The following is a 17,442-nucleotide window of genomic DNA, read 5'->3' as shown; positions in this document are numbered from 1 at the left end:
ATCGACTAACGGGCGCTGTCCTTGAACAGCGACAGCAGCACGCGCAGCGTGAACATCGCGATCACGAACGTCCCGGCGACGACGACGACACCGAGCGCCGACGCCAGGCCGTAGTCGTTCGCCAGGTAGAAGGTCTTGTAGACCGCGTAGGGCAGGTTCGTGGTCCCCAGCCCGCCCGCGGTCAGCATGAAGATCGCGTCGAACTCCTGGACCAGGTAGATGCTTCCGAACAGCCCTCCCAGCTCCAGGTACCGCCGCATGTGCGGCAACGTCATGTACCTGAACGACGTCCAGGCGCCCGCGCCGTCGACGGCTGCCGCCTCCATCACCTCGGGCGGCCGCGACTGCAGGCCAGCGAGGAGGATCAGCATCATGAACGGTGTCCACCGCCAGATGAGCGACAGCGCGATGCCGAGCAGCGGCGCCGTCGACAGCAGGTCCGGCTGCGGCGGCGAGTCGAGGCCGAGCACGCGCCAGATCGCGGTGATCGTCCCGTTCATCAGACCGTAGGTGGGGTTGAGGATCGCGTGCTTCCAGAAGAGTGCGCCCGCCACGGGGACGACGAGGAACGGGAGCACGAGAAGGCTGCGGACGACGCCGCGTCCGACGAACCGCTCGTTGACGAGCAGCGCCAGGCCGAGGCCGAGAACCATGCTGGCGACGACGACCGTCGCCGTCAGCTGCACCGTGAACACGATCGTGTGGCGCAGCTCGGTGTCGGCGAGCACCTTGGCGTAGTTGGACAGGCCGGTGAACCCGCGCTCGTTCGGGAACAGGCTGTTCCACTCCATGAACGAGACGACGAGCGTCCCGACGAACGGGAGCTGGGTGAAGAGGATGGTGAAGACGAGCGCCGGCAGCAGTGGTGCGCGGACGCTCCACCTGCGCAGCGCGCCAGGCCGCTGGTCGCGCGCGGCGACGCTGGCCCGGTGGCGATCCCGTACCGGGCCCGGCCGGTACGCGTGCTGAGTCGTGGTCACGGATGGTCCTTCGCTCGCTGAGGTCGCCGGACCCGGTGGCCCGCGCACGCGCGCGGGCCACCGGGCACCGAGGCGGACCTACTTGTTCTTGTACTTGTCGCCGACCTCTTGCGCGGCGACCTGCGCCGCCTCGAGGGCCTCCTGCACGGAGGTGCTGCCGGCGATGGCAGAGGCGATGTACTCGGACACGGTGGTCCCGAGCGAGATGAACTCAGGGATGCCGACGAACTGCACACCGGGGTACGGGCGTGGCTGCACACCCGGGTTTTCGGCGTCGACGCTGGTGATCGCCTCCATGGCGGCCTCGTAGAACGGGGCACCCTCCTGGAAGGCGGGGTTGTCGAACGTGGACTGGCGCTTGCCGTAGGGCACGCGCGACCAGTCGTACTTCTCAGCGATGAGCTCCTCGTACTCGCGAGAGCTCGCCCAGGACACGAACTGCCAGGCCGCGTCCTGCTCGGTGGACGCTGCCTGGATGCCCCAGGCCCAGGTCCAGAGCCAGCCCGAGGCGTCCGTGAGCTTGACGGGGGACTGGGCGTAGCCGATGTCGCCGGCGATCGGCGAGTCCGCCGCCTCCACGGGTCCACCCGCGTTCGTCGCGTCCACCCAGATCGCGGCGTCGCCCTGCATGAAGCGGTTGAGGCACTCGACGAAGCCCGCCTGCGCAGCGCCCGGCTCGCCGTGCTCCTGGATGAGGTTCACGTAGAACTCGACGGCCTCGACCGTCTCGGGCGAGGTGAGCTGCGCGTCCCAGTTCTCATCGAACCACGTCCCGCCGAAGGTATTGATGACCGTGTTGAGCGGGGCGAGCTGCTGGCCCCATCCCGGCAGACCGCGCAGACAGATGCCGTCCATGTCGGTCTGCTCGTCGATGGTCGCCGCGAGCTCCGCGACCTCGTCCCACGTCGGGTTCGACGGCATCGTCAGGCCGAGCTCGTCGAACACGCTCTTGCGGTACATCGTGAAGGAGGACTGCCCCTCGAAGGGCATCCCGTAGGTCTTGCCGTCGGACCCTGTCATCGACGCCATCATCGACGGCAGCATGTCCTCCGGCTCGAAGTCGGAGTCCTGGGCGAGGTAGTCGTCGATCGGGACGACCCAGCCGTTGTCCGCGTAGAACGGGATCTCGTAGTTGGACAGCGTCGCCACGTCGTAGACACCGGCCTGCGAGGAGAACTCCTGCGTGATCTTCGCGCGGACGTCGTTCTCCGGCAGCAGCGTGAAGTTCACGGTGATACCGGTCGCGGGCGTGAAGTGCTCGGCGGTCATGGCCACCAGGTCCTCCTGCGCGGGGAGGTTGACGGCGATGACGTCGATGGTGACGCCGCTCGTGCCGCCGCCGTCGTTCGTCGAGCCGCTGCCGCTGTCGCCGCCGCCCCCGCCGCCGCCGTTGCCGGCGTTGCCGCCGAAGCCGCCGGAGCAGGCGGTGGCGACCAGGGCGAGCGACAGCAGGCCGCCCGCCATGGCCAGTCGTGATCTGTTGTTGCGCATGCGTGTCTCCAATCTGGGTGTGCCTCGTTGCCGGACGGTGCGTGACGCAGCCGCCGGAGAGGCGTGGGTTCAACCGCGACGACGTCGGTGCCGACGAGGTGTACGTGCGTCGGACCCGTGGGTCGGCGCGCGTTGCGGTACCGGCCCCGCCGCTGGTGTGGCGGAGATGGCACCGTTGATCCGTGCGCGCGGACGACGCACCGCGGTCAGCGGTGCGCTCCGCGTGGGGCGCCTGCGGGGGCGGACGGCGGTGGGTCCGGCCGGTAGCGCGCGGCGCTCAGCGGTGAGGTGTCAGGGACAGCCCGCTGGTCGGCGGCTGTGGTGGTCGGTGACGCTCTGGAAGAGCTCGCCGAGATGCAGCAGCAGGTTCTCCTCGTTGTGACGGCCGACGAGCTGGGCGCCGAGAGGTGTGCCGCGGTCACCGAAGCCGGTCGGCATCGTGAGGGCGGGATGGCCGGAGAAGTTCATGGGGCAGGTCAGTCGCATCAGCTCGCTGTTCCAGACGGCGTAGTCGCGGCGCATCTCTGCGATGTCGGCCAGCGTCGGTGAGGGTCTGCTCACGGTCGGCAGCAGGACGGCGTCGACGACGTCGAGCACGGCGTCGAGCGACTGCTGGTAGGAGCGCGCGTCCGCACGGATGCGCGCGAGCTCGTCCTCGGTGGCGTGCGCGCCCTGCTCGAGGACGTGACGCACCTCGGGTCCGAAGCTCTCGCGCCTGTCGTCCGGGTAGAGGTGACCGATGTCCTCGACGGCCTCGGCTCCGACGTAGGTCACCCAGTCGTCGGCGAGACCACGGCCGTCGGGGACGGTCACCTCGACGACCTGGACGTCCAGCGTCCTGAAGACCTCCGCCGTCTCGAGGATCATGGCGCGCGTCGCCGCCGCGACCGAGTCGAGCAGGCGGTGGTCGACGCCGATCCGCAGCGGTCGTTGCGGGAGCTCGTCGGTGAGCGGGCGAGGATCGGCGATGGCCTCGAGCACGATCCGGCAGTCCTGCGCCGAGCGCGCGAAGGGGCCCACCGTGTCCAGCGAGCGCGACAACGGCAGCCCACCGTCGGCCGGGACACGCCCGCGCGTCGGCTTCAGCCCGGTGAGCCCGGCCGCCGTGGCCGGTCCGCGCACGGACCCGCCGGTGTCCGACCCGATGGAGGCGAAGCACAGACCTGCCGCCGTCGCGGCACCGCAGCCGCTCGAGGAGGTGCCCACCCAGGTGTCGTGGTCCCACGGGTTGAGCGGCACCGGCAGGCCGACCCCGTGGTCGGTGAGCGCCGCCTCCGACATCCGCAGCTTGCCGACGACGACGGCCCCGGCCGTTCGCAGCCTCGTGACCACCTCGGCGTCGTCCAGGTCGAGGGAGAGGTGCGCCGACCCGAACGACGTCGGTGTGCCGGCGGTCCCGTAGAGGTCCTTCACCGCGACCGGGACGCCGTGCAGCGGCCCTCGGACGCGGCCGGCGCGCACCTCCGCGGTCGCGCGAGCCGCGTCCTGGTGCGCCGCGTCGGACATCACGGCCGCGTAGCTCTGCAGAACGGGGTCGAGACGGTCGATCCGCTCGAGGACCTGCTCGAGCAGCTCGGTCGGGGTGACCGCTCCGGAGCGGATCGATCGCGCGACCTCACCGATGGTGGCGTCGTGCACGGCTCACCCTCCGACGCGGAGGCCGAGGCCTGTAGGCGACCCACGACGAGGACTCGCTCGCCGCGCACGGGGCCGAGGCATCACGAACTGCGGGCGCGTCCGTCGCGCCCGACACAGCCGGTGGACACCGTCATCCATCACGCATCGTCTCCTTGTCGGAGACTGCAGAATCCTATAGGTTGGCGCCGATGTCAACTCGGAGGATTCCCGCAACGACGGGCATGACCGCACCTGGCCCACGCCATTGAGCACCCAAATCGATAGGATCTACGGCTCCTCACAGTGCTCCACACGCCCCCGTCCGCCGCGCACCAACGGGGCTGCGCGCGGTCATCGGACGCAGGCCCACGGCCTCGTCCGACGTCGCGGCCTACACTCGATGCCTGTGCAGCGGACCAGGGGCACGCGACCGCAGCGACTCGGGGACCCGCGTGCGGCCATGAGCCGATGACGGGTCGGGACACGCCGGAGTCACGTCGCGCCATGCGCGCGGACATCCACCAGGTCGTCTTCGACCGCTTGACGACCGGAGCATGGGCACCGGGTGAGCGGGTGAGCATCGAGGCGCTCGCTCGCGAGCTCGGCGTCTCGCCGACGCCCGTCCGCGAGGCGCTCGTCTCGCTCGAGCGCTCGGGTCTCATCCAGTACCGCGCGCAGCGCGGCTACGTCGCCGCGCCACCCTTGGACGAGCAGCAGATCGAGGAGCTCATCGACGCGCGGCTCGTCGTCGAGCGGGCCGCACTCACCAGGGCGTTCCGTTCCAGCTGGGAGGACCTCGCCACCCGGCTCGACGCGGTCCACCACGCGCACGTCGAGGCAGCCGAGCGGCTCCGGAGAAGCGAGACGATGGACTACGCGCTCGTGCGGGAGTACTTCGACGCGGACCTGGAGTTCCACCGCACCTTCTTCACCTTCGCCGCCAACGAGTTCCTGACCGCCATGCACAGCTCGCTCGGCGTGCACGCGCACCGCATGCGGCACAGCTGGGACCGTGGCCGTGGGCACCTCGACCTCGACGAGACGATCGCCGAGCACGGCAGCATCGCCCTCCGGGTCGCCGAGCATGACCACGACGGCGCCCAAGAAGCGCTGCAGGCGCACCTCCGAGGCGTCTGCCAGCGCTTCGTCCAGCGCTGACGCGGCGCCGGTGTCGCTACCTGCGGACCTCGACCACGCGGGTGACGTCGCCGTCGTCGTAGAGGTCGACGTCGTGCACCTGCACGTCCGTCACGCCGAAGGTCCGCATCACCGTGCGAGCCTTGGCGACCTCCTCAGCGGCGCGGGCGCCCTTCATCGCGAGCAGCGCACCGCCCATGCGCACCATCGGAAGGGTCCACCGCGCGAGCTTGTCGAGAGCGGCGACCGCACGTGCGGTGACGGCCTCCGCGACGAGCGTCCCGTGGAGCTCCTCTGCGCGAGCGCCGTGGATCGTCACGTTGGTCAGCTCGAGACGGTCGACCACCTCGGTGAGCCACGCGACCCTGCGCTGCATCGGCTCGACGAGGTGCACCTCGAGGTCCGGGCGCACGAGTGCCACCACCACGCCGGGCAGCCCGGCACCCGAGCCCACGTCGACCAGGGCACCCTCGGCCGGCAGGAACGGCACGACCGCGGCGCTGTTCACCACGTGCCGACGCCACAGCCGAGGGAGCTCGCGCGGACCGATCAGGCCGCGCAGCTCGCCCTCGGCGGCGAGCATCCGCGCGAACGTGGCCGCGCCGTCGAACCCCGCGCCGAGGATCTCGACGCTGCGGTCGTCGTGCTCGACGACGTCCGCCGCCGGTTCCGACACCTCGCGCCCCGGGTCAGCGCGGCGCGCGGATGACGACGCGCCGGTTGGGCTCCACACCCTCGGAGTCGCTCACCAGCCCCGCCGCGGCGACGGCGTCGTGGACGACCTTGCGCTCGAACGGGTTCATCGCCTCGAGGCTGACGTCCTGACCGCTCGTGCGGACCTGCGCGATCGCCTCGTTCGCGATCTCGGTCAGCGTGTTGCGGCGCGCGCGGCGGTGACCTGCGATGTCGAGCATGAGTCGGGAGCGCTCACCGGTCTGCGTCTGCACCGCCAGCCGGGTCAGCTCCTGGAGCGCGTCGAGGACCTCGCCCGCGTCGCCCACGAGCCGGCGCAGCCCACGGCCGCCGTCCTCGTCCGAGACGATCTCGACCGCGGCACGGCCGTGGTCGACGTCGATGTCGATGTCGCCGTCGATGTCGGCGATGTCGAGCAGCTCCTCGAGGTAGTCGGCCGCGATGTCGCCCTCGCGCTCGAGCTTGCTGGTGTCGGAGTCGGCGGCGGGCGCGTCCTCGGCGGGGACGCTCGGGATATCGGTGTCGGTCATCGGGGGCTCACTTCTTGCGCTTCTTCTTGGGCTTGGTGCTGGGTCCGCCGCTCGTGCGGGCCTGCGCGGCCTCGCTGCTGGCGGGGTCGACGGCGTCCTCGATCGGCGCGTCCTGCACGGCGTCGGCGGGCGACGCGGCCGACGGGGCGCTCGCCGCCTGCTGGCCCCCGGGGCGCTGGGCGCGCTTGCTGCGCGGCGTGCTCTTCTTCGGCTGCTGCCGCTGCCCGCTCTGCGGCCGCGGCGCGTCCTCGAGCGCGGTCGAGGTGGCGGCGGTCTCGTCCTCCAGCGGCGCTCCGCCGCGACGCGCAGCCCGGCGTGCCTTGCGCTCGAGGTAGAGCCGCTCCGCCTCGGACCCGGGCGTGGGGTTGTTGTGGATGACCCACCACTGCTGGCCCATCGACCAGATGTTGGAGGTCGTCCAGTAGACGAGCACACCGATCGGGAAGTTCACGCCGGAGAACGCGAACACCAGCGGCAGGATGTACATGAGGATCCGCTGCTGGCGCGCCATCGGGTTGTCGAGCGCCGACTGCGGCATGTTCTTCATCGTCAGCTGGCGCTGCGTGAAGAGGGTGGTCGCCGACATGATGACGACGAGCGCCGCGCAGATGATCTTGACGTTGAGCGTGTCCGACAGCAGGAAGGTGTCGGACAGCCGGGCGCCGAAGATCGTCGAGGACTCGGCCTGCAGCGCGAGCTCCGCCGTCAACGGGCCGATGCTCGTGCGGTTGCCGTCGTCGTAGGTGCCGTTCGCGAGCGGGCCGAGCGAGTACAGCACCCGGAACAGCGCGAAGAAGATCGGCATCTGCGCCAGCAGCGGGAGGCAGGAGGCGAACGGCGAGGTGCCGGCCTCCTTGTAGATCTGCATCATCTCCTGCTGCATGGCCTGACGCGACGCCGGGTCGGTCTTGCCCTTGTACTTCTTCTGCAGCTTCTGGATCTCGGGCTGCACGAGCTGCATGCCGCGCGACGCCTTGATCTGGCGCACGAACAGCGGGATCAGCAGCACACGGATGACCACCACCAGCGCCACGATCGACAGCAGCCACGTCCAGCCGCCCTCGGCCGGCATGCCCAGCCAGGTGAGCACGTCGTGCGCGCGCACCATGATCCATGCCACGGCGACCTTGAGCGGCCACAGGAGCCCGTCAAACCAGTCCATGAAGTCTTTCGTCTCTTCCGCGAGCGCGCTCAGGCACGGGCCTGGCGCGAGGTCCGGCTTCCGAGGGTACGGCCTTCCGCCTCACCCTCCGACCCGGGGTGGGTCGTCGACGGTCCCCGACCGGGCCGCGGACGTCGTGGTGGTACGTGGTCGACGCCGCCCGCCGACCAGGGGTTGCAGCGCAGCACCCGCCAGACGGCGAGCGCGGTGCCCTTGAGCGCGCCGTGCGTGCGCAGCGCACCGATCGCGTACGCCGAGCAGCTCGGGTAGTAACGGCAGGTGGGGGCGAACCAGGGCGACACGATCAGCTGGTAGCCACGCACCAGCCCGGTGAGCAGCCAGGCCACCGGCCCGGGTCGGGGCGTCTCGGCGCCCGCGAGGTCGTCCGCGTCGTGCACGTGCCCGGGCGCCTCGCGAGGGGTCGGCTCGGTGCGCCCGTCGGCGCCGCTCACCCTCGGCTCCCGCCGTCGCGTCGGGCGGGCCCGGTGCGTGCCGCCTTCCCGATCGCCATGCCCAGGGAACGTCCGACGGCGTCGCTCAGTTCCGCGAAATCGGCCGCCGCGCTGCTCGGCAGCGCCCGGACGACGACGAGCGCGCCGTCGGGCAGCTCGCTCAGCCGGGCGCGCACGATCTCCCGCAACCGCCGTCGCACCCTGTTGCGCTGCACTGCGCCGCCGACGGCCTTGGAGACGACGAAACCCACCCGTGCCGGGTCGGCAGGGGTGGGATCGTGGGGTGGGGAGGCCGGCAGCAGGTGCACCACGACGTGGCGGCTGCTGCCTCGGCTCCCCGATCGGATGGCACGGGCGAACTCGTCGCCGTGCCGCATCCGGTGCCGCGCGGGCAGCACCGGTACGGCTCAGGCCGAGATCTGGGCGCGACCCTTGCGGCGGCGCGCGGCGAGGATGGCGCGGCCCGCACGGGTCCGCATGCGCAGCCGGAAGCCGTGCACCTTGGCCCGGCGCCGGTTGTTCGGCTGGAACGTCCGCTTGCTCACTTCACGACTCCGTCATGCTCGGAATGTTGCCGGCAGGGTGAAGGGTCCCGACCGACGAGGTCTGAGTGTGCGACGGCCCGCGCGCGGATCGCCCTGCCGGTTCGGCTCGGGTCTCCGCAGGCACCGGGACCCCGGCACACAACCGCACAAGGATAGGTGCACGTCGCGACCGCGGTCAAACCCCGCAGCCTCGACGACCCGCGAGATCACGGAGATCTGCGCCACAGCTCGCGCCCGTGTCGCGGCGGTCCGGCGACGCTCGTCCGGCTGCCCGTCCTCGCGCCGCACCCGCCGACGCCGGCGCGAGCCTCGTGCTCGATCTCCGACACGCGTGGACGATCCGGACGCCTGGCTCGACTCGCACCTGTGGACAACACGGCGGCGTTAGCATGGCCGCTCAGCACGCGCCGGGGGACGTCGGCGGAGCTGTCGGTGCTGAGGGGACCTTCCCACAGTCTGTGGATGGAGTTGTGGACCGCGTGTTCACAACCGTGAGCGAGGATGTGCCGGTTGAGTCAGGAGCCAGTCGAGACCGAGGCGTTGGCCCAGGGCTGGGCACGCGCCGTCGACATCCTCCAGGACCGCGGTGAGGTGACGGGCGCGCAGCTCGGCTTCATCCGGCTGACGAAGCCGCTCGGCGTCATCGACGACACGATCCTGCTGGCGGTGCCGAGCGAGTTCGCCAAGGAGTTCATCGAGACCCGGGCGCGCGAGTCGATCACCGCGGCGCTCTCGGACGCCCTGATTCGCGACGTCAAGGTCGCGGTCACGGTCGACCCGTCCCTGGACGCGGCCGCACCGCCGCCCGAGCCCGCACCGCAACCGGCGCCGCCGGTTCGCGTCGAGCCGCGCCCGGAGCAGCGGCACGAGCGCCGGCAGGACGCCCGCATCGACGGCGTCGGCGTGGACCCGAACGCGCGCCTCAACCCCAACTACACGTTCGACACCTTCGTCATCGGCTCGAGCAACCGGTTCGCCCACGCGGCCGCGACCGCCGTGGCCGAGGCGCCGGCGAAGGCGTACAACCCGCTGTTCATCTACGGGCAGTCCGGGCTGGGCAAGACCCACCTGCTGCACGCGATCGGGCACTACGCGCGCAACCTCTACCCCGGGGTGCGGGTGCGGTACGTGAACTCGGAGGAGTTCACCAACGACTTCATCAACTCGATCCGCGACGACAAGGCGGAGGCGTTCCAGCGCCGCTACCGCGAGGTCGACGTGCTCCTCATCGACGACATCCAGTTCTTGCAGGGCAAGGACCAGACGATGGAGGAGTTCTTCCACACGTTCAACACCCTGCACAACGACCGCAAGCAGGTCGTCATCACCTCCGACCAGCCGCCGAAGGCGCTCGACGGGTTCCACGACCGGATGCGTTCGCGCTTCGAGTGGGGGCTGCTCACCGACGTCAAGCCGCCGGACCTCGAGACCCGCATCGCGATCCTCCGCAAGAAGGAGGGCGCCGAGTCGCTGCAGACGCCGCCGGAGGTGCTCGAGTACATCGCCTCGAAGATCTCCTCGAACATCCGCGAGCTCGAGGGCGCGCTCATCCGGGTGACGGCGTTCGCCAACCTCAACCAGCAGTCGGTGGACCTGGCGCTGGCGGAGATGGTGCTCAAGGACCTCATCACCGACGACGAGGGTGCCGAGATCACGCCGTCGGTGATCATGGGCCAGACCGCGAACTACTTCGGGGTGACGATCGACGCGCTGTGCAGCGCCGACCGCTCACGCGTTCTCGTCAACGCGCGCCAGATCGCGATGTACCTGTGCCGCGAGCTCACCGAGCTGTCGCTGCCGAAGATCGGCCAGCTGTTCGGCGGCCGCGACCACACGACGGTCATGCACGCCAACCGCAAGATCCGTCAGCAGATGGCCGAGCGCCGCACGACCTTCAACCAGGTCACCGAGCTGACCAACCGGATCAAGCAGCAGCAGCGCGCCTGAGGCGCCCGAAGAGCCGGACGCCGCCACCTGCCCCCGCCGGCTCCGACCCACCCTGCGGGCCGCTCACGGCTGTCGCCCACCGGACGCTCCCGTCGTCCTCGATTACCACAGCAACCCCACGTGTCGCGGCGAAACACACAGATGTGAATACAGCTGTGGATGACGGTGGAGAACGTGTCGTTCGCCGTGGACGACGGCCGACGAACCGGTGGACGCCGTCGGTGCAGAACTGGCTCGTCCACGAGTTACACGACCCCGACACACACCCGCGCGCAGCTCGGTCCACACCTCGGCGTGCGGCGCGACCTGCGACGACGTCGGTTGCCCACAGGATCCACACCACCGATGACGACAATGACATCTTCTTGTAAGACCGGGTGTGAACAACCAACTGAGCCCGGCCGGCCCGACCCGGACCTCTCGATCCGACTCTCCACCTCTCGGCTCCAAGGACGACGGCGTCCGGGCACCGAGTGGCCACTATGCTCGGGGTCCCGAGGCACGGGCGCTGAGCTCGTGCCCCATGTCCGCGAACGAGAGGTCGGCACAGTGAAGTTCAGGGTCGAGCGCGATGTCCTTGCCGAGGCCGTCACGTGGACCGCGCGAACCCTGCCGACCCGCCCGCCGGCGCCGGTGCTCGCCGGGGTGCGGCTGGAGGCGGCCGCCGACGGCACGCTGACGCTGTCCACGTTCGACTACGAGGTCTCGGCCCGCTCCGAGGTGGCGGCCGAGGTCGACGAGCCCGGCACGGTGCTCGTCTCCGGCCGGCTGCTCGCCGAGATCTCCCGCGCGCTGCCGGGCAAGCCGGTCGACGTCGTGCTCGACGGCACCCGCGTCAACGTCACCTGCGGCTCCTCGCGGTTCACTCTCCTGACGATGCCCGTCGAGGACTACCCGGCGCTGCCGGAGATGCCCGCGCACGCCGGCTCGGTCGACGCCGACGCCTTCGCGGAGGCGATCAGCCAGGTCACGATCGCCGCGGGCCGCGACGAGACGCTGCCGCTGCTCACCGGCGTCAAGCTCGAGATCAGCGGTGAGAAGCTCACGCTGCTGGCGACCGACCGGTACCGCCTCGCGATGCGCGAGATGGTGTGGCGGCCGTCGTCGCCGACGATCGAGCGGCAGGCGCTGGTGCGCGCACGCACGCTCTCCGACGTCGCCCGCTCGCTGACCTCCGCCGGTGCGGTCGAGATCTCGCTCGCCGAGAACGCCGACATCATCGGTTTCGAGGCCGGCGGCCGGCACACGACGTCGCTGCTGGTCGACGGCGAGTATCCGCCGGTCCGGCGGCTGTTCCCCGAGCAGACCTCGACGCACACGGTCACCGAGTCGGCCGCGCTGATCGAGGCCGCCAAGCGCGTCGCGCTGGTCGCCGAGCGCAACACCCCGATCCGGCTGACGTTCAGCGACGGCCAGGTGGTGCTCGAGGCGGGTCAGGGCGACGACGCGCAGGCGTCGGAGGTGCTCGAGTCGACGCTGGTCGGCGAGGAGATCACGACCGCGTTCAACCCGCAGTACCTGCTCGACGGTCTCGGCGCGCTGGGCACCCCGTACACCCGGCTGTCGTTCACCCACCCGACCAAGCCGGCGGTCATGACCGGCCAGGAGGACGGCGGCGGGGACAGCCCCGACTCGGCCGACACCTTCCGCTACCTGCTGCAGCCGATCCGGTTCGCGAGCTGATCGCGGTCCGGCGGCGTCACGCCGTCACGTGAGGAGCGCACATGCACATCGGACTCGTCGGGCTCGGCCGCATGGGCGGCAACATGCGCGACCGGCTGCGTGCCGCGGGCGTCGCGGTGACCGGCTACGACCAGAACCCCGACCTCAGCGACGTCGCCTCGATCGCGCAGCTCGTCGACGCGATCGGTGACGGCGGCCCTCGCGTCGTGTGGGTGATGGTGCCCGCGGGCGAGATCACCGAGTCCGTGGTGGCCGACGTCGCGAGCCGGCTCGGCGCCGGCGACGTGATCATCGACGGCGGCAACTCCAACTACAAGGACGACCTGCGTCGCGCGGCCGCGCTCGCCGAGCGCGACATCCACTACGTCGACGCGGGTGTCTCGGGCGGGATCTGGGGCAAGGAGAACGGCTACGGCCTCATGGTCGGCGGCGACGCCTCGGTCGTCGACATGCTGATGCCGGTCTTCGACGCGCTCCGTCCCGACGGTCCTCGTGAGGAGGGCTTCGTGCACGCCGGCCCTGTCGGTGCCGGCCACTACGCGAAGATGGTCCACAACGGCATCGAGTACGGGATCATGCAGGCCTACGCCGAGGGCTACGAGATCCTTGCGGCGCGCAGCGACCTGCTGCCGGACGTGTCGAAGGTGTTCCAGGCGTGGCAGCGCGGCACGGTGGTGCGGTCCTGGCTGCTGGAGCTGCTGGTGAAGGCGCTGAACTTCGACGACGACCTGTCGGAGATCCAGGGCTACGTCGCCGACTCGGGCGAGGGCCGCTGGACCGTGCAGGAGGCGATCGACCTCGCGGTGCCGGCCCCGGTGATCAGTGCGTCGCTGTTCGCGCGGTTCGACAGCCGCCAGGAGGAGTCGCCCGCGATGAAGGCCGTGGCGGCGCTGCGCGAGCAGTTCGGCGGCCACGCCGTGAAGCGCACCGCCGACGGATGACGGGCACCGGCACCCTGGGTCGGCGCGTCCTCGGCACCTCGACGGCGGGGCGTGCCTAGGCGTGTACGTCTCCGACCTCGCGCTCACCGACTTCCGCTCCTACCAGCACGTGGTGCTCTCGCTCGAGCCGGGCATCACCGCGTTCGTGGGGCAGAACGGGCAGGGCAAGACCAACCTCGTCGAGGCGATCGCCTACCTCGCCACGTTCTCCTCGCACCGGGTGGCTGGTGACGCGGCGCTCGTGCGCGCCGGTGCCGAGCGCGCGTTCGTGCAGGCGAAGGTGGTGCGCGGGGACCGGCCGGTGCTGCTGGAGCTGGAGATCGTGGCGGGCCGCGCGAACCGGGCGCGGCTGAACCGCAGCCCGCTCACGCGCACCCGGGACCTGCTCGGGCACCTGCGCACGGTGCTGTTCGCCCCCGAGGACCTGGCGCTGGTCAAGGGTGACCCGGACGGCCGACGCCGGTTCCTCGACGACCTGCTCACGCTGCTCGGCCCGCGGATGGCGGGTGTGCGCAGCGACTACGAGCGGGTGGTCAAGCAGCGCAACGCGCTGCTGAAGACGGCCGCGTCCGCGCGTCGGGCCGGGTCCGACGGCGACATCCGCACCCTCGACGTGTGGGACGCCAAGGCGGCCGCGATCGGTGCCGAGCTCGTCGCGGCGCGGGTGCGGCTGCTGCGGATGCTCCGCCCGCACGTGCAGACCGCCTACGAGCAGGTGAGCGGCGGGCAGGGCACCGCCGAGGTGGCGTACCGGGTGCGGGTCGGGTCGGGCGACGCCGAGGAGGTCGAGGAGGACGAGCTGGTCGACGCGGCCGCCGTCGAGACCCGGCTGCTGGAGGCGATGCGCCGGCTGCGGTCGCGCGAGATCGAGCGGGGCGTCAGCCTCGTCGGTCCGCACCGCGACGACGTCGACCTCACGCTCGGTGGGCTGCCCGCGAAGGGGTACGCGAGCCACGGCGAGTCGTGGTCGTTCGCGCTGGCGCTGCGGCTCGCCTCCTACGAGGTGCTGCGCACCGAGCACGACCTCGACGTCGACGGCGAGCCGGTGCTGATCCTCGACGACGTGTTCGCCGAGCTCGACGCGCGCCGTCGGGAGCGGCTCGCGGCGCTGGTCGCCCCCGCGCAGCAGGTGCTGATCACCGCCGCGGTCGCCGAGGACGTGCCGGCGGCGCTGACGGGCGCGAGACTGGACGTCGTGAACGGAACGGTCGGCCGTGGCGCCTGAGCGATCTCGCGGTCGTGCAGCGGGGGCGGACGACGCCGCCCCCGACACGACCGAGATGCCGGCGAGCCGGCTCGGGCCGCAGACCCCGGACCCGGCGGAGGCGCCGGAGGAGCCGACCGCCGACGCGGCACGGCTCGCGCTGGCGCGCGCCCGGGACGCCGCCCGCGAGAAGGGGCTGCGCCCCGGCAGCCCGGGTCGACGTCGGCGGCGCTCCCCCGGCAACCACGCTCCCGACGTCGTGCACGGTGCCGGCCGCGACCCGCAGGCGCTCGGCGACACCGTCGACCTGCTGAGCGCGCAGCTCGGCTGGAGCCGACCGCTGCAGGTGGGCGGCGTCGTCGGCCGGTGGCGCGAGGTCGTCGGCGACCGCATCGCCGACCACTGCGTGCCGGAGACCTTCGAGGACGGCGCGCTCGTCGTGCGCGCGGACTCCACCGCCTGGGCGACGCAGATCCGGCTGCTGCTGCCGCAGCTCGAGCGCCGCATCGCCGAGGAGGTCGGCGAGGGCGCCGTCACCTCGATCCAGGTTCTCGGGCCGGGAGGCCCGACGTGGCGCAAGGGGCCGCGGTCGGTGCGCGGCGGCCGCGGACCGCGCGACACCTACGGGTGACGAGCCCCGCTACGGCATCGGCGACGCGCGGCTCCACGCGTACTCGCTGACCCAGAGCCCTTCGGGCACCTCGCGGTCGCTGCGCGGGCACCGGCGCCGGTGCTCGGACCGGCCGAGGTCGTCCGGTTCCCGGCGGCGGCGTGGCAGCGCTCCCACCGGCTCGACACACGGGTGTGGAAAACCCTGTGGATAGTTAGGAGGATCGGCCCAGTCACGATAGAATTGCAAGGCCTGTCAGGAGACTGTCCGACGACCCGCGACCGGGACGATGGACCGCGGCAGGTGGCGCACGCCCAGCAGTCGGGACGCGGCGTGTCCACGTGGGTGTTCGGCCCCGTGCGGACGAGGACGAGGAGCCCTGCCAGTGCCAGACCAGACCGCGGTGGACCAGACCGGCGGCACCCCTCCGCAGAGGACGAACGGCGAGTACGACGCCGGCAACATCACCGTCCTCGAGGGGCTCGAGGCCGTACGCAAGCGGCCAGGCATGTACATCGGGTCCACCGGTGAGCGCGGCCTGCACCACCTGGTGTACGAGATCGTCGACAACTCCGTCGACGAGGCGCTCGCCGGGTACTGCGACACGATCGTCGTCGAGCTGCTGCCCGACGGCGGTGTCCGGGTCAGCGACAACGGCCGCGGCATCCCGGTGGCGATCCACCCGACCGAGGGGCGGCCCACGCTCGAGGTCGTGATGACCGTGCTGCACGCGGGCGGCAAGTTCGGCGGCGGCGGGTACGCCGTCTCGGGCGGCCTGCACGGCGTCGGCATGTCGGTCGTCAACGCGCTGTCGACCAAGATGGTCTCCGAGGTCCGGCGCGACGGCTACCACTGGTCGATGACGTTCGCCGACGGCGGCACCCCGCAGACCGAGCTGGTGCGTGGCGAGCCCACCGACGAGACCGGCACGGTGCAGACGTTCTGGGCCGACCCGGAGATCTTCGAGACCACCACCTACGACTTCGAGACGCTGCGCGCCCGGTTCCAGCAGTACGCGTTCCTCAACAAGGGTCTGACGATCACCCTCGACGACCAGCGCGTCAGCGACGACGACCTCGTCGCAGGCCCGGGCAGCGACGGCGTCGAGACCTCGCGCACCGTCACCTACCGCTACGACGGCGGCCTGGTCGACTACGTCAAGCACCTCAACAGCGCCAAGAAGATCGAGCCGATCCACCCCGAGGTGATCGAGTTCGAGGCGGAGGACACCGAGCGCAAGATCTCGCTCGAGATCGCGATGCAGTGGACCTCGGCGTACTCGGAGTCGGTGCACACCTACGCCAACACGATCTCCACGACCGAGGGCGGCACCCACGAGGAGGGCTTCCGCTCGGCGCTCACCACGCTGATCAACCGGTACGCCCGCGAGAAGAACCTCCTCAAGGAGAAGGACGACAACCTCACGGGCGACGACATCCGCGAGGGTCTCACCGCCGTCATCTCGATCAAGCTCGGCGAGCCGCAGTTCGAGGGCCAGACCAAGACCAAGCTCGGCAACACCGAGGCCCGGACCTTCACGCAGAAGATCGTCTACGACGAGCTCGGCGCCTGGCTGGAGTCCCACCCGTCGGAGGCGCGCGACATCGTCCGCAAGTCGGTGCAGGCGGCGGCCGCCCGGCTCGCGGCGCGCAAGGCCCGCGAGGCGACCCGCCGCAAGGGCGTCCTCGAGAGCGGCGGCATGCCCGGCAAGCTCCGCGACTGCTCGAGCCGCGACGCCTCGATCAGCGAGATCTTCATCGTCGAGGGCGACTCGGCCGGCGGCTCCGCCGTCCAGGGCCGCAACCCCGAGACGCAGGCGATCCTGCCGATCCGCGGCAAGATCCTCAACGTCGAGCGGGTGCGGCTGGACAAGGCGCTCGCCAACAACGAGGTGCAGGCGCTCATCACGGCCTTCGGGACCGGGATCGGCGAGGACTTCGACATCAGCAAGCTGCGGTACCACAAGATCGTCCTGATGGCCGATGCCGACGTCGACGGCCAGCACATCTGCACGCTGCTGCTCACCGTGCTGTTCCGGTACATGACCGACCTCATCAAGTTCGGCCACGTGTACCTCGCGATGCCGCCCCTGTACCGGCTCAAGTGGGCCAACGCCCCGCACCAGTACGTCTACTCCGACCGGGAGCGCGACGCGCTGGTCGCGGAGGGCCGGGCGCGCGGCTGGCGGCTGCAGAAGGACGGTGGCGGCATCCAGCGCTACAAGGGTCTCGGCGAGATGGACTACCACGAGCTGTGGGAGACCACGATGAACCCCGACACCCGCACGCTCAAGCAGGTGACGATCGACGACGCCGAGGCGGCCGACGAGATGTTCTCGATCCTCATGGGTGAGGACGTCGAGCAGCGCCGCACGTTCATCCAGCGCAACGCACGCGACGTGCGCTTCCTGGACATCTGAGGGACCGAGGACCACGCGTGACCGACGACAC

The 17,442-nt window shown here is 71.0% G+C and carries 16 protein-coding genes; 7 read left to right on the top strand and 9 right to left on the bottom strand.

The window, feature by feature from the left end; all coding sequences use genetic code 11:
• Positions 1-5: 5 nt before the first annotated feature.
• From GPA02_RS05280 to GPA02_RS05270, 3 genes are all read right to left on the bottom strand, one after another.
• A complete protein-coding gene (locus tag GPA02_RS05280) occupies positions 6-980 on the bottom strand; it encodes a carbohydrate ABC transporter permease (RefSeq protein WP_156198853.1) in 975 nt (324 codons plus the stop codon).
• A gap of 78 nt (positions 981-1,058) precedes the next feature.
• Positions 1,059-2,471 carry an ABC transporter substrate-binding protein gene (locus GPA02_RS05275; RefSeq protein ID WP_156198852.1) on the bottom strand — a complete coding sequence of 471 codons (1,413 nt, stop codon included), beginning with the start codon at positions 2,469-2,471 and terminating at the stop codon, positions 1,059-1,061.
• A gap of 291 nt (positions 2,472-2,762) precedes the next feature.
• Complete coding sequence (locus tag GPA02_RS05270) at positions 2,763-4,109, bottom strand: amidase (protein ID WP_156198851.1); 1,347 nt, start codon at positions 4,107-4,109, stop codon at positions 2,763-2,765.
• A gap of 483 nt (positions 4,110-4,592) precedes the next feature.
• Between GPA02_RS05270 and GPA02_RS05265 the strand changes: the two genes are divergently transcribed.
• Positions 4,593-5,246 carry a GntR family transcriptional regulator gene (locus GPA02_RS05265; RefSeq protein ID WP_240133893.1) on the top strand — a complete coding sequence of 218 codons (654 nt, stop codon included), beginning with the start codon at positions 4,593-4,595 and terminating at the stop codon, positions 5,244-5,246.
• Positions 5,247-5,262: 16 nt separating this feature from the next.
• Here GPA02_RS05265 and rsmG read toward each other — a convergent pair whose 3' ends face one another.
• From rsmG to rpmH, 6 genes are read right to left on the bottom strand one after another with little or no spacing between them, the layout of a single operon-like run.
• Complete coding sequence (gene rsmG, locus GPA02_RS05260; protein ID WP_240133892.1) at positions 5,263-5,901, bottom strand: 16S rRNA (guanine(527)-N(7))-methyltransferase RsmG; 639 nt, start codon at positions 5,899-5,901, stop codon at positions 5,263-5,265.
• A 13-nt stretch (positions 5,902-5,914) separates the two neighbouring features.
• Positions 5,915-6,448 carry a Jag family protein gene (locus tag GPA02_RS05255; protein ID WP_156198849.1) on the bottom strand — a complete coding sequence of 178 codons (534 nt, stop codon included), beginning with the start codon at positions 6,446-6,448 and terminating at the stop codon, positions 5,915-5,917.
• Positions 6,449-6,455: 7 nt separating this feature from the next.
• On the bottom strand, positions 6,456-7,610 hold the full coding sequence (yidC, locus tag GPA02_RS05250) for a membrane protein insertase YidC (protein ID WP_156198848.1): 1,155 nt from the start codon (positions 7,608-7,610) through the stop codon (positions 6,456-6,458).
• Between the two features lie 29 nt (positions 7,611-7,639).
• Positions 7,640-8,062, bottom strand: coding sequence for a membrane protein insertion efficiency factor YidD (gene yidD / locus GPA02_RS05245; protein ID WP_338027495.1), 423 nt, complete (start codon positions 8,060-8,062; stop codon positions 7,640-7,642).
• Positions 8,059-8,460 carry a ribonuclease P protein component gene (gene rnpA, locus GPA02_RS05240; protein ID WP_156198847.1) on the bottom strand — a complete coding sequence of 134 codons (402 nt, stop codon included), beginning with the start codon at positions 8,458-8,460 and terminating at the stop codon, positions 8,059-8,061. The genes yidD and rnpA overlap by 4 nt, the downstream gene beginning before the upstream one ends.
• Before the next feature lie 9 nt (positions 8,461-8,469).
• Positions 8,470-8,607 carry a 50S ribosomal protein L34 gene (gene rpmH, locus GPA02_RS05235; RefSeq protein WP_152204558.1) on the bottom strand — a complete coding sequence of 46 codons (138 nt, stop codon included), beginning with the start codon at positions 8,605-8,607 and terminating at the stop codon, positions 8,470-8,472.
• 510 nt (positions 8,608-9,117) lie between these two features.
• On the opposite strand from rpmH, the gene dnaA reads away from it, so the two are divergent.
• The 6 genes from dnaA to gyrB all read left to right on the top strand — a co-directional run bounded on the left by dnaA (position 9,118) and on the right by gyrB (position 17,411).
• Positions 9,118-10,554 (top strand): chromosomal replication initiator protein DnaA, encoded by a 1,437-nt coding sequence (gene dnaA / locus GPA02_RS05230; protein ID WP_420809351.1) that lies wholly within the window; start codon positions 9,118-9,120, stop codon positions 10,552-10,554.
• 549 nt (positions 10,555-11,103) lie between these two features.
• Complete coding sequence (dnaN, locus tag GPA02_RS05225; RefSeq protein ID WP_156198845.1) at positions 11,104-12,237, top strand: DNA polymerase III subunit beta; 1,134 nt, start codon at positions 11,104-11,106, stop codon at positions 12,235-12,237.
• Positions 12,238-12,278: 41 nt separating this feature from the next.
• Positions 12,279-13,178 carry a phosphogluconate dehydrogenase (NAD(+)-dependent, decarboxylating) gene (gnd, locus tag GPA02_RS05220; RefSeq protein WP_156198844.1) on the top strand — a complete coding sequence of 300 codons (900 nt, stop codon included), beginning with the start codon at positions 12,279-12,281 and terminating at the stop codon, positions 13,176-13,178.
• 61 nt (positions 13,179-13,239) lie between these two features.
• Positions 13,240-14,403, top strand: a complete 1,164-nt coding sequence (gene recF, locus GPA02_RS05215; protein ID WP_156198843.1) for a DNA replication/repair protein RecF — start codon at positions 13,240-13,242, stop codon at positions 14,401-14,403.
• 55 nt (positions 14,404-14,458) lie between these two features.
• Positions 14,459-15,013 carry a DciA family protein gene (locus GPA02_RS05210; protein WP_156198842.1) on the top strand — a complete coding sequence of 185 codons (555 nt, stop codon included), beginning with the start codon at positions 14,459-14,461 and terminating at the stop codon, positions 15,011-15,013.
• A 268-nt stretch (positions 15,014-15,281) separates the two neighbouring features.
• On the top strand, positions 15,282-17,411 hold the full coding sequence (gene gyrB / locus GPA02_RS05205; protein WP_156198841.1) for a DNA topoisomerase (ATP-hydrolyzing) subunit B: 2,130 nt from the start codon (positions 15,282-15,284) through the stop codon (positions 17,409-17,411).
• Positions 17,412-17,442 lie beyond the last annotated feature (31 nt).

Origin of the sequence: Actinotalea caeni, assembly GCF_009733795.1 — a bacterium.
In the GTDB taxonomy this organism is placed as follows: Bacteria; Actinomycetota; Actinomycetes; order Actinomycetales; family Beutenbergiaceae; genus Pseudactinotalea; species Pseudactinotalea caeni.
The sequence above is the reverse complement of the archived record's forward strand: the minus strand, read 5'-3'. Positions and strand labels throughout refer to the sequence as shown.

Excerpts from the sequence above, each read along its gene's own strand:
- GPA02_RS05275 (WP_156198852.1), bottom strand. The coding sequence starts at position 2,471 with ATGCGCAACAACAGATCACGACTGGCCATGGCGGGCGGCCTGCTGTCG.
- GPA02_RS05265 (WP_240133893.1), top strand. The coding sequence starts at position 4,593 with ATGCGCGCGGACATCCACCAGGTCGTCTTCGACCGCTTGACGACCGGA.
- GPA02_RS05255 (WP_156198849.1), bottom strand. The coding sequence starts at position 6,448 with ATGACCGACACCGATATCCCGAGCGTCCCCGCCGAGGACGCGCCCGCC.
- yidC (WP_156198848.1), bottom strand. The coding sequence starts at position 7,610 with ATGGACTGGTTTGACGGGCTCCTGTGGCCGCTCAAGGTCGCCGTGGCA.
- gnd (WP_156198844.1), top strand. The coding sequence starts at position 12,279 with ATGCACATCGGACTCGTCGGGCTCGGCCGCATGGGCGGCAACATGCGC.
- GPA02_RS05210 (WP_156198842.1), top strand. The coding sequence starts at position 14,459 with ATGCCGGCGAGCCGGCTCGGGCCGCAGACCCCGGACCCGGCGGAGGCG.
- gyrB (WP_156198841.1), top strand. The coding sequence starts at position 15,282 with ATGGACCGCGGCAGGTGGCGCACGCCCAGCAGTCGGGACGCGGCGTGT.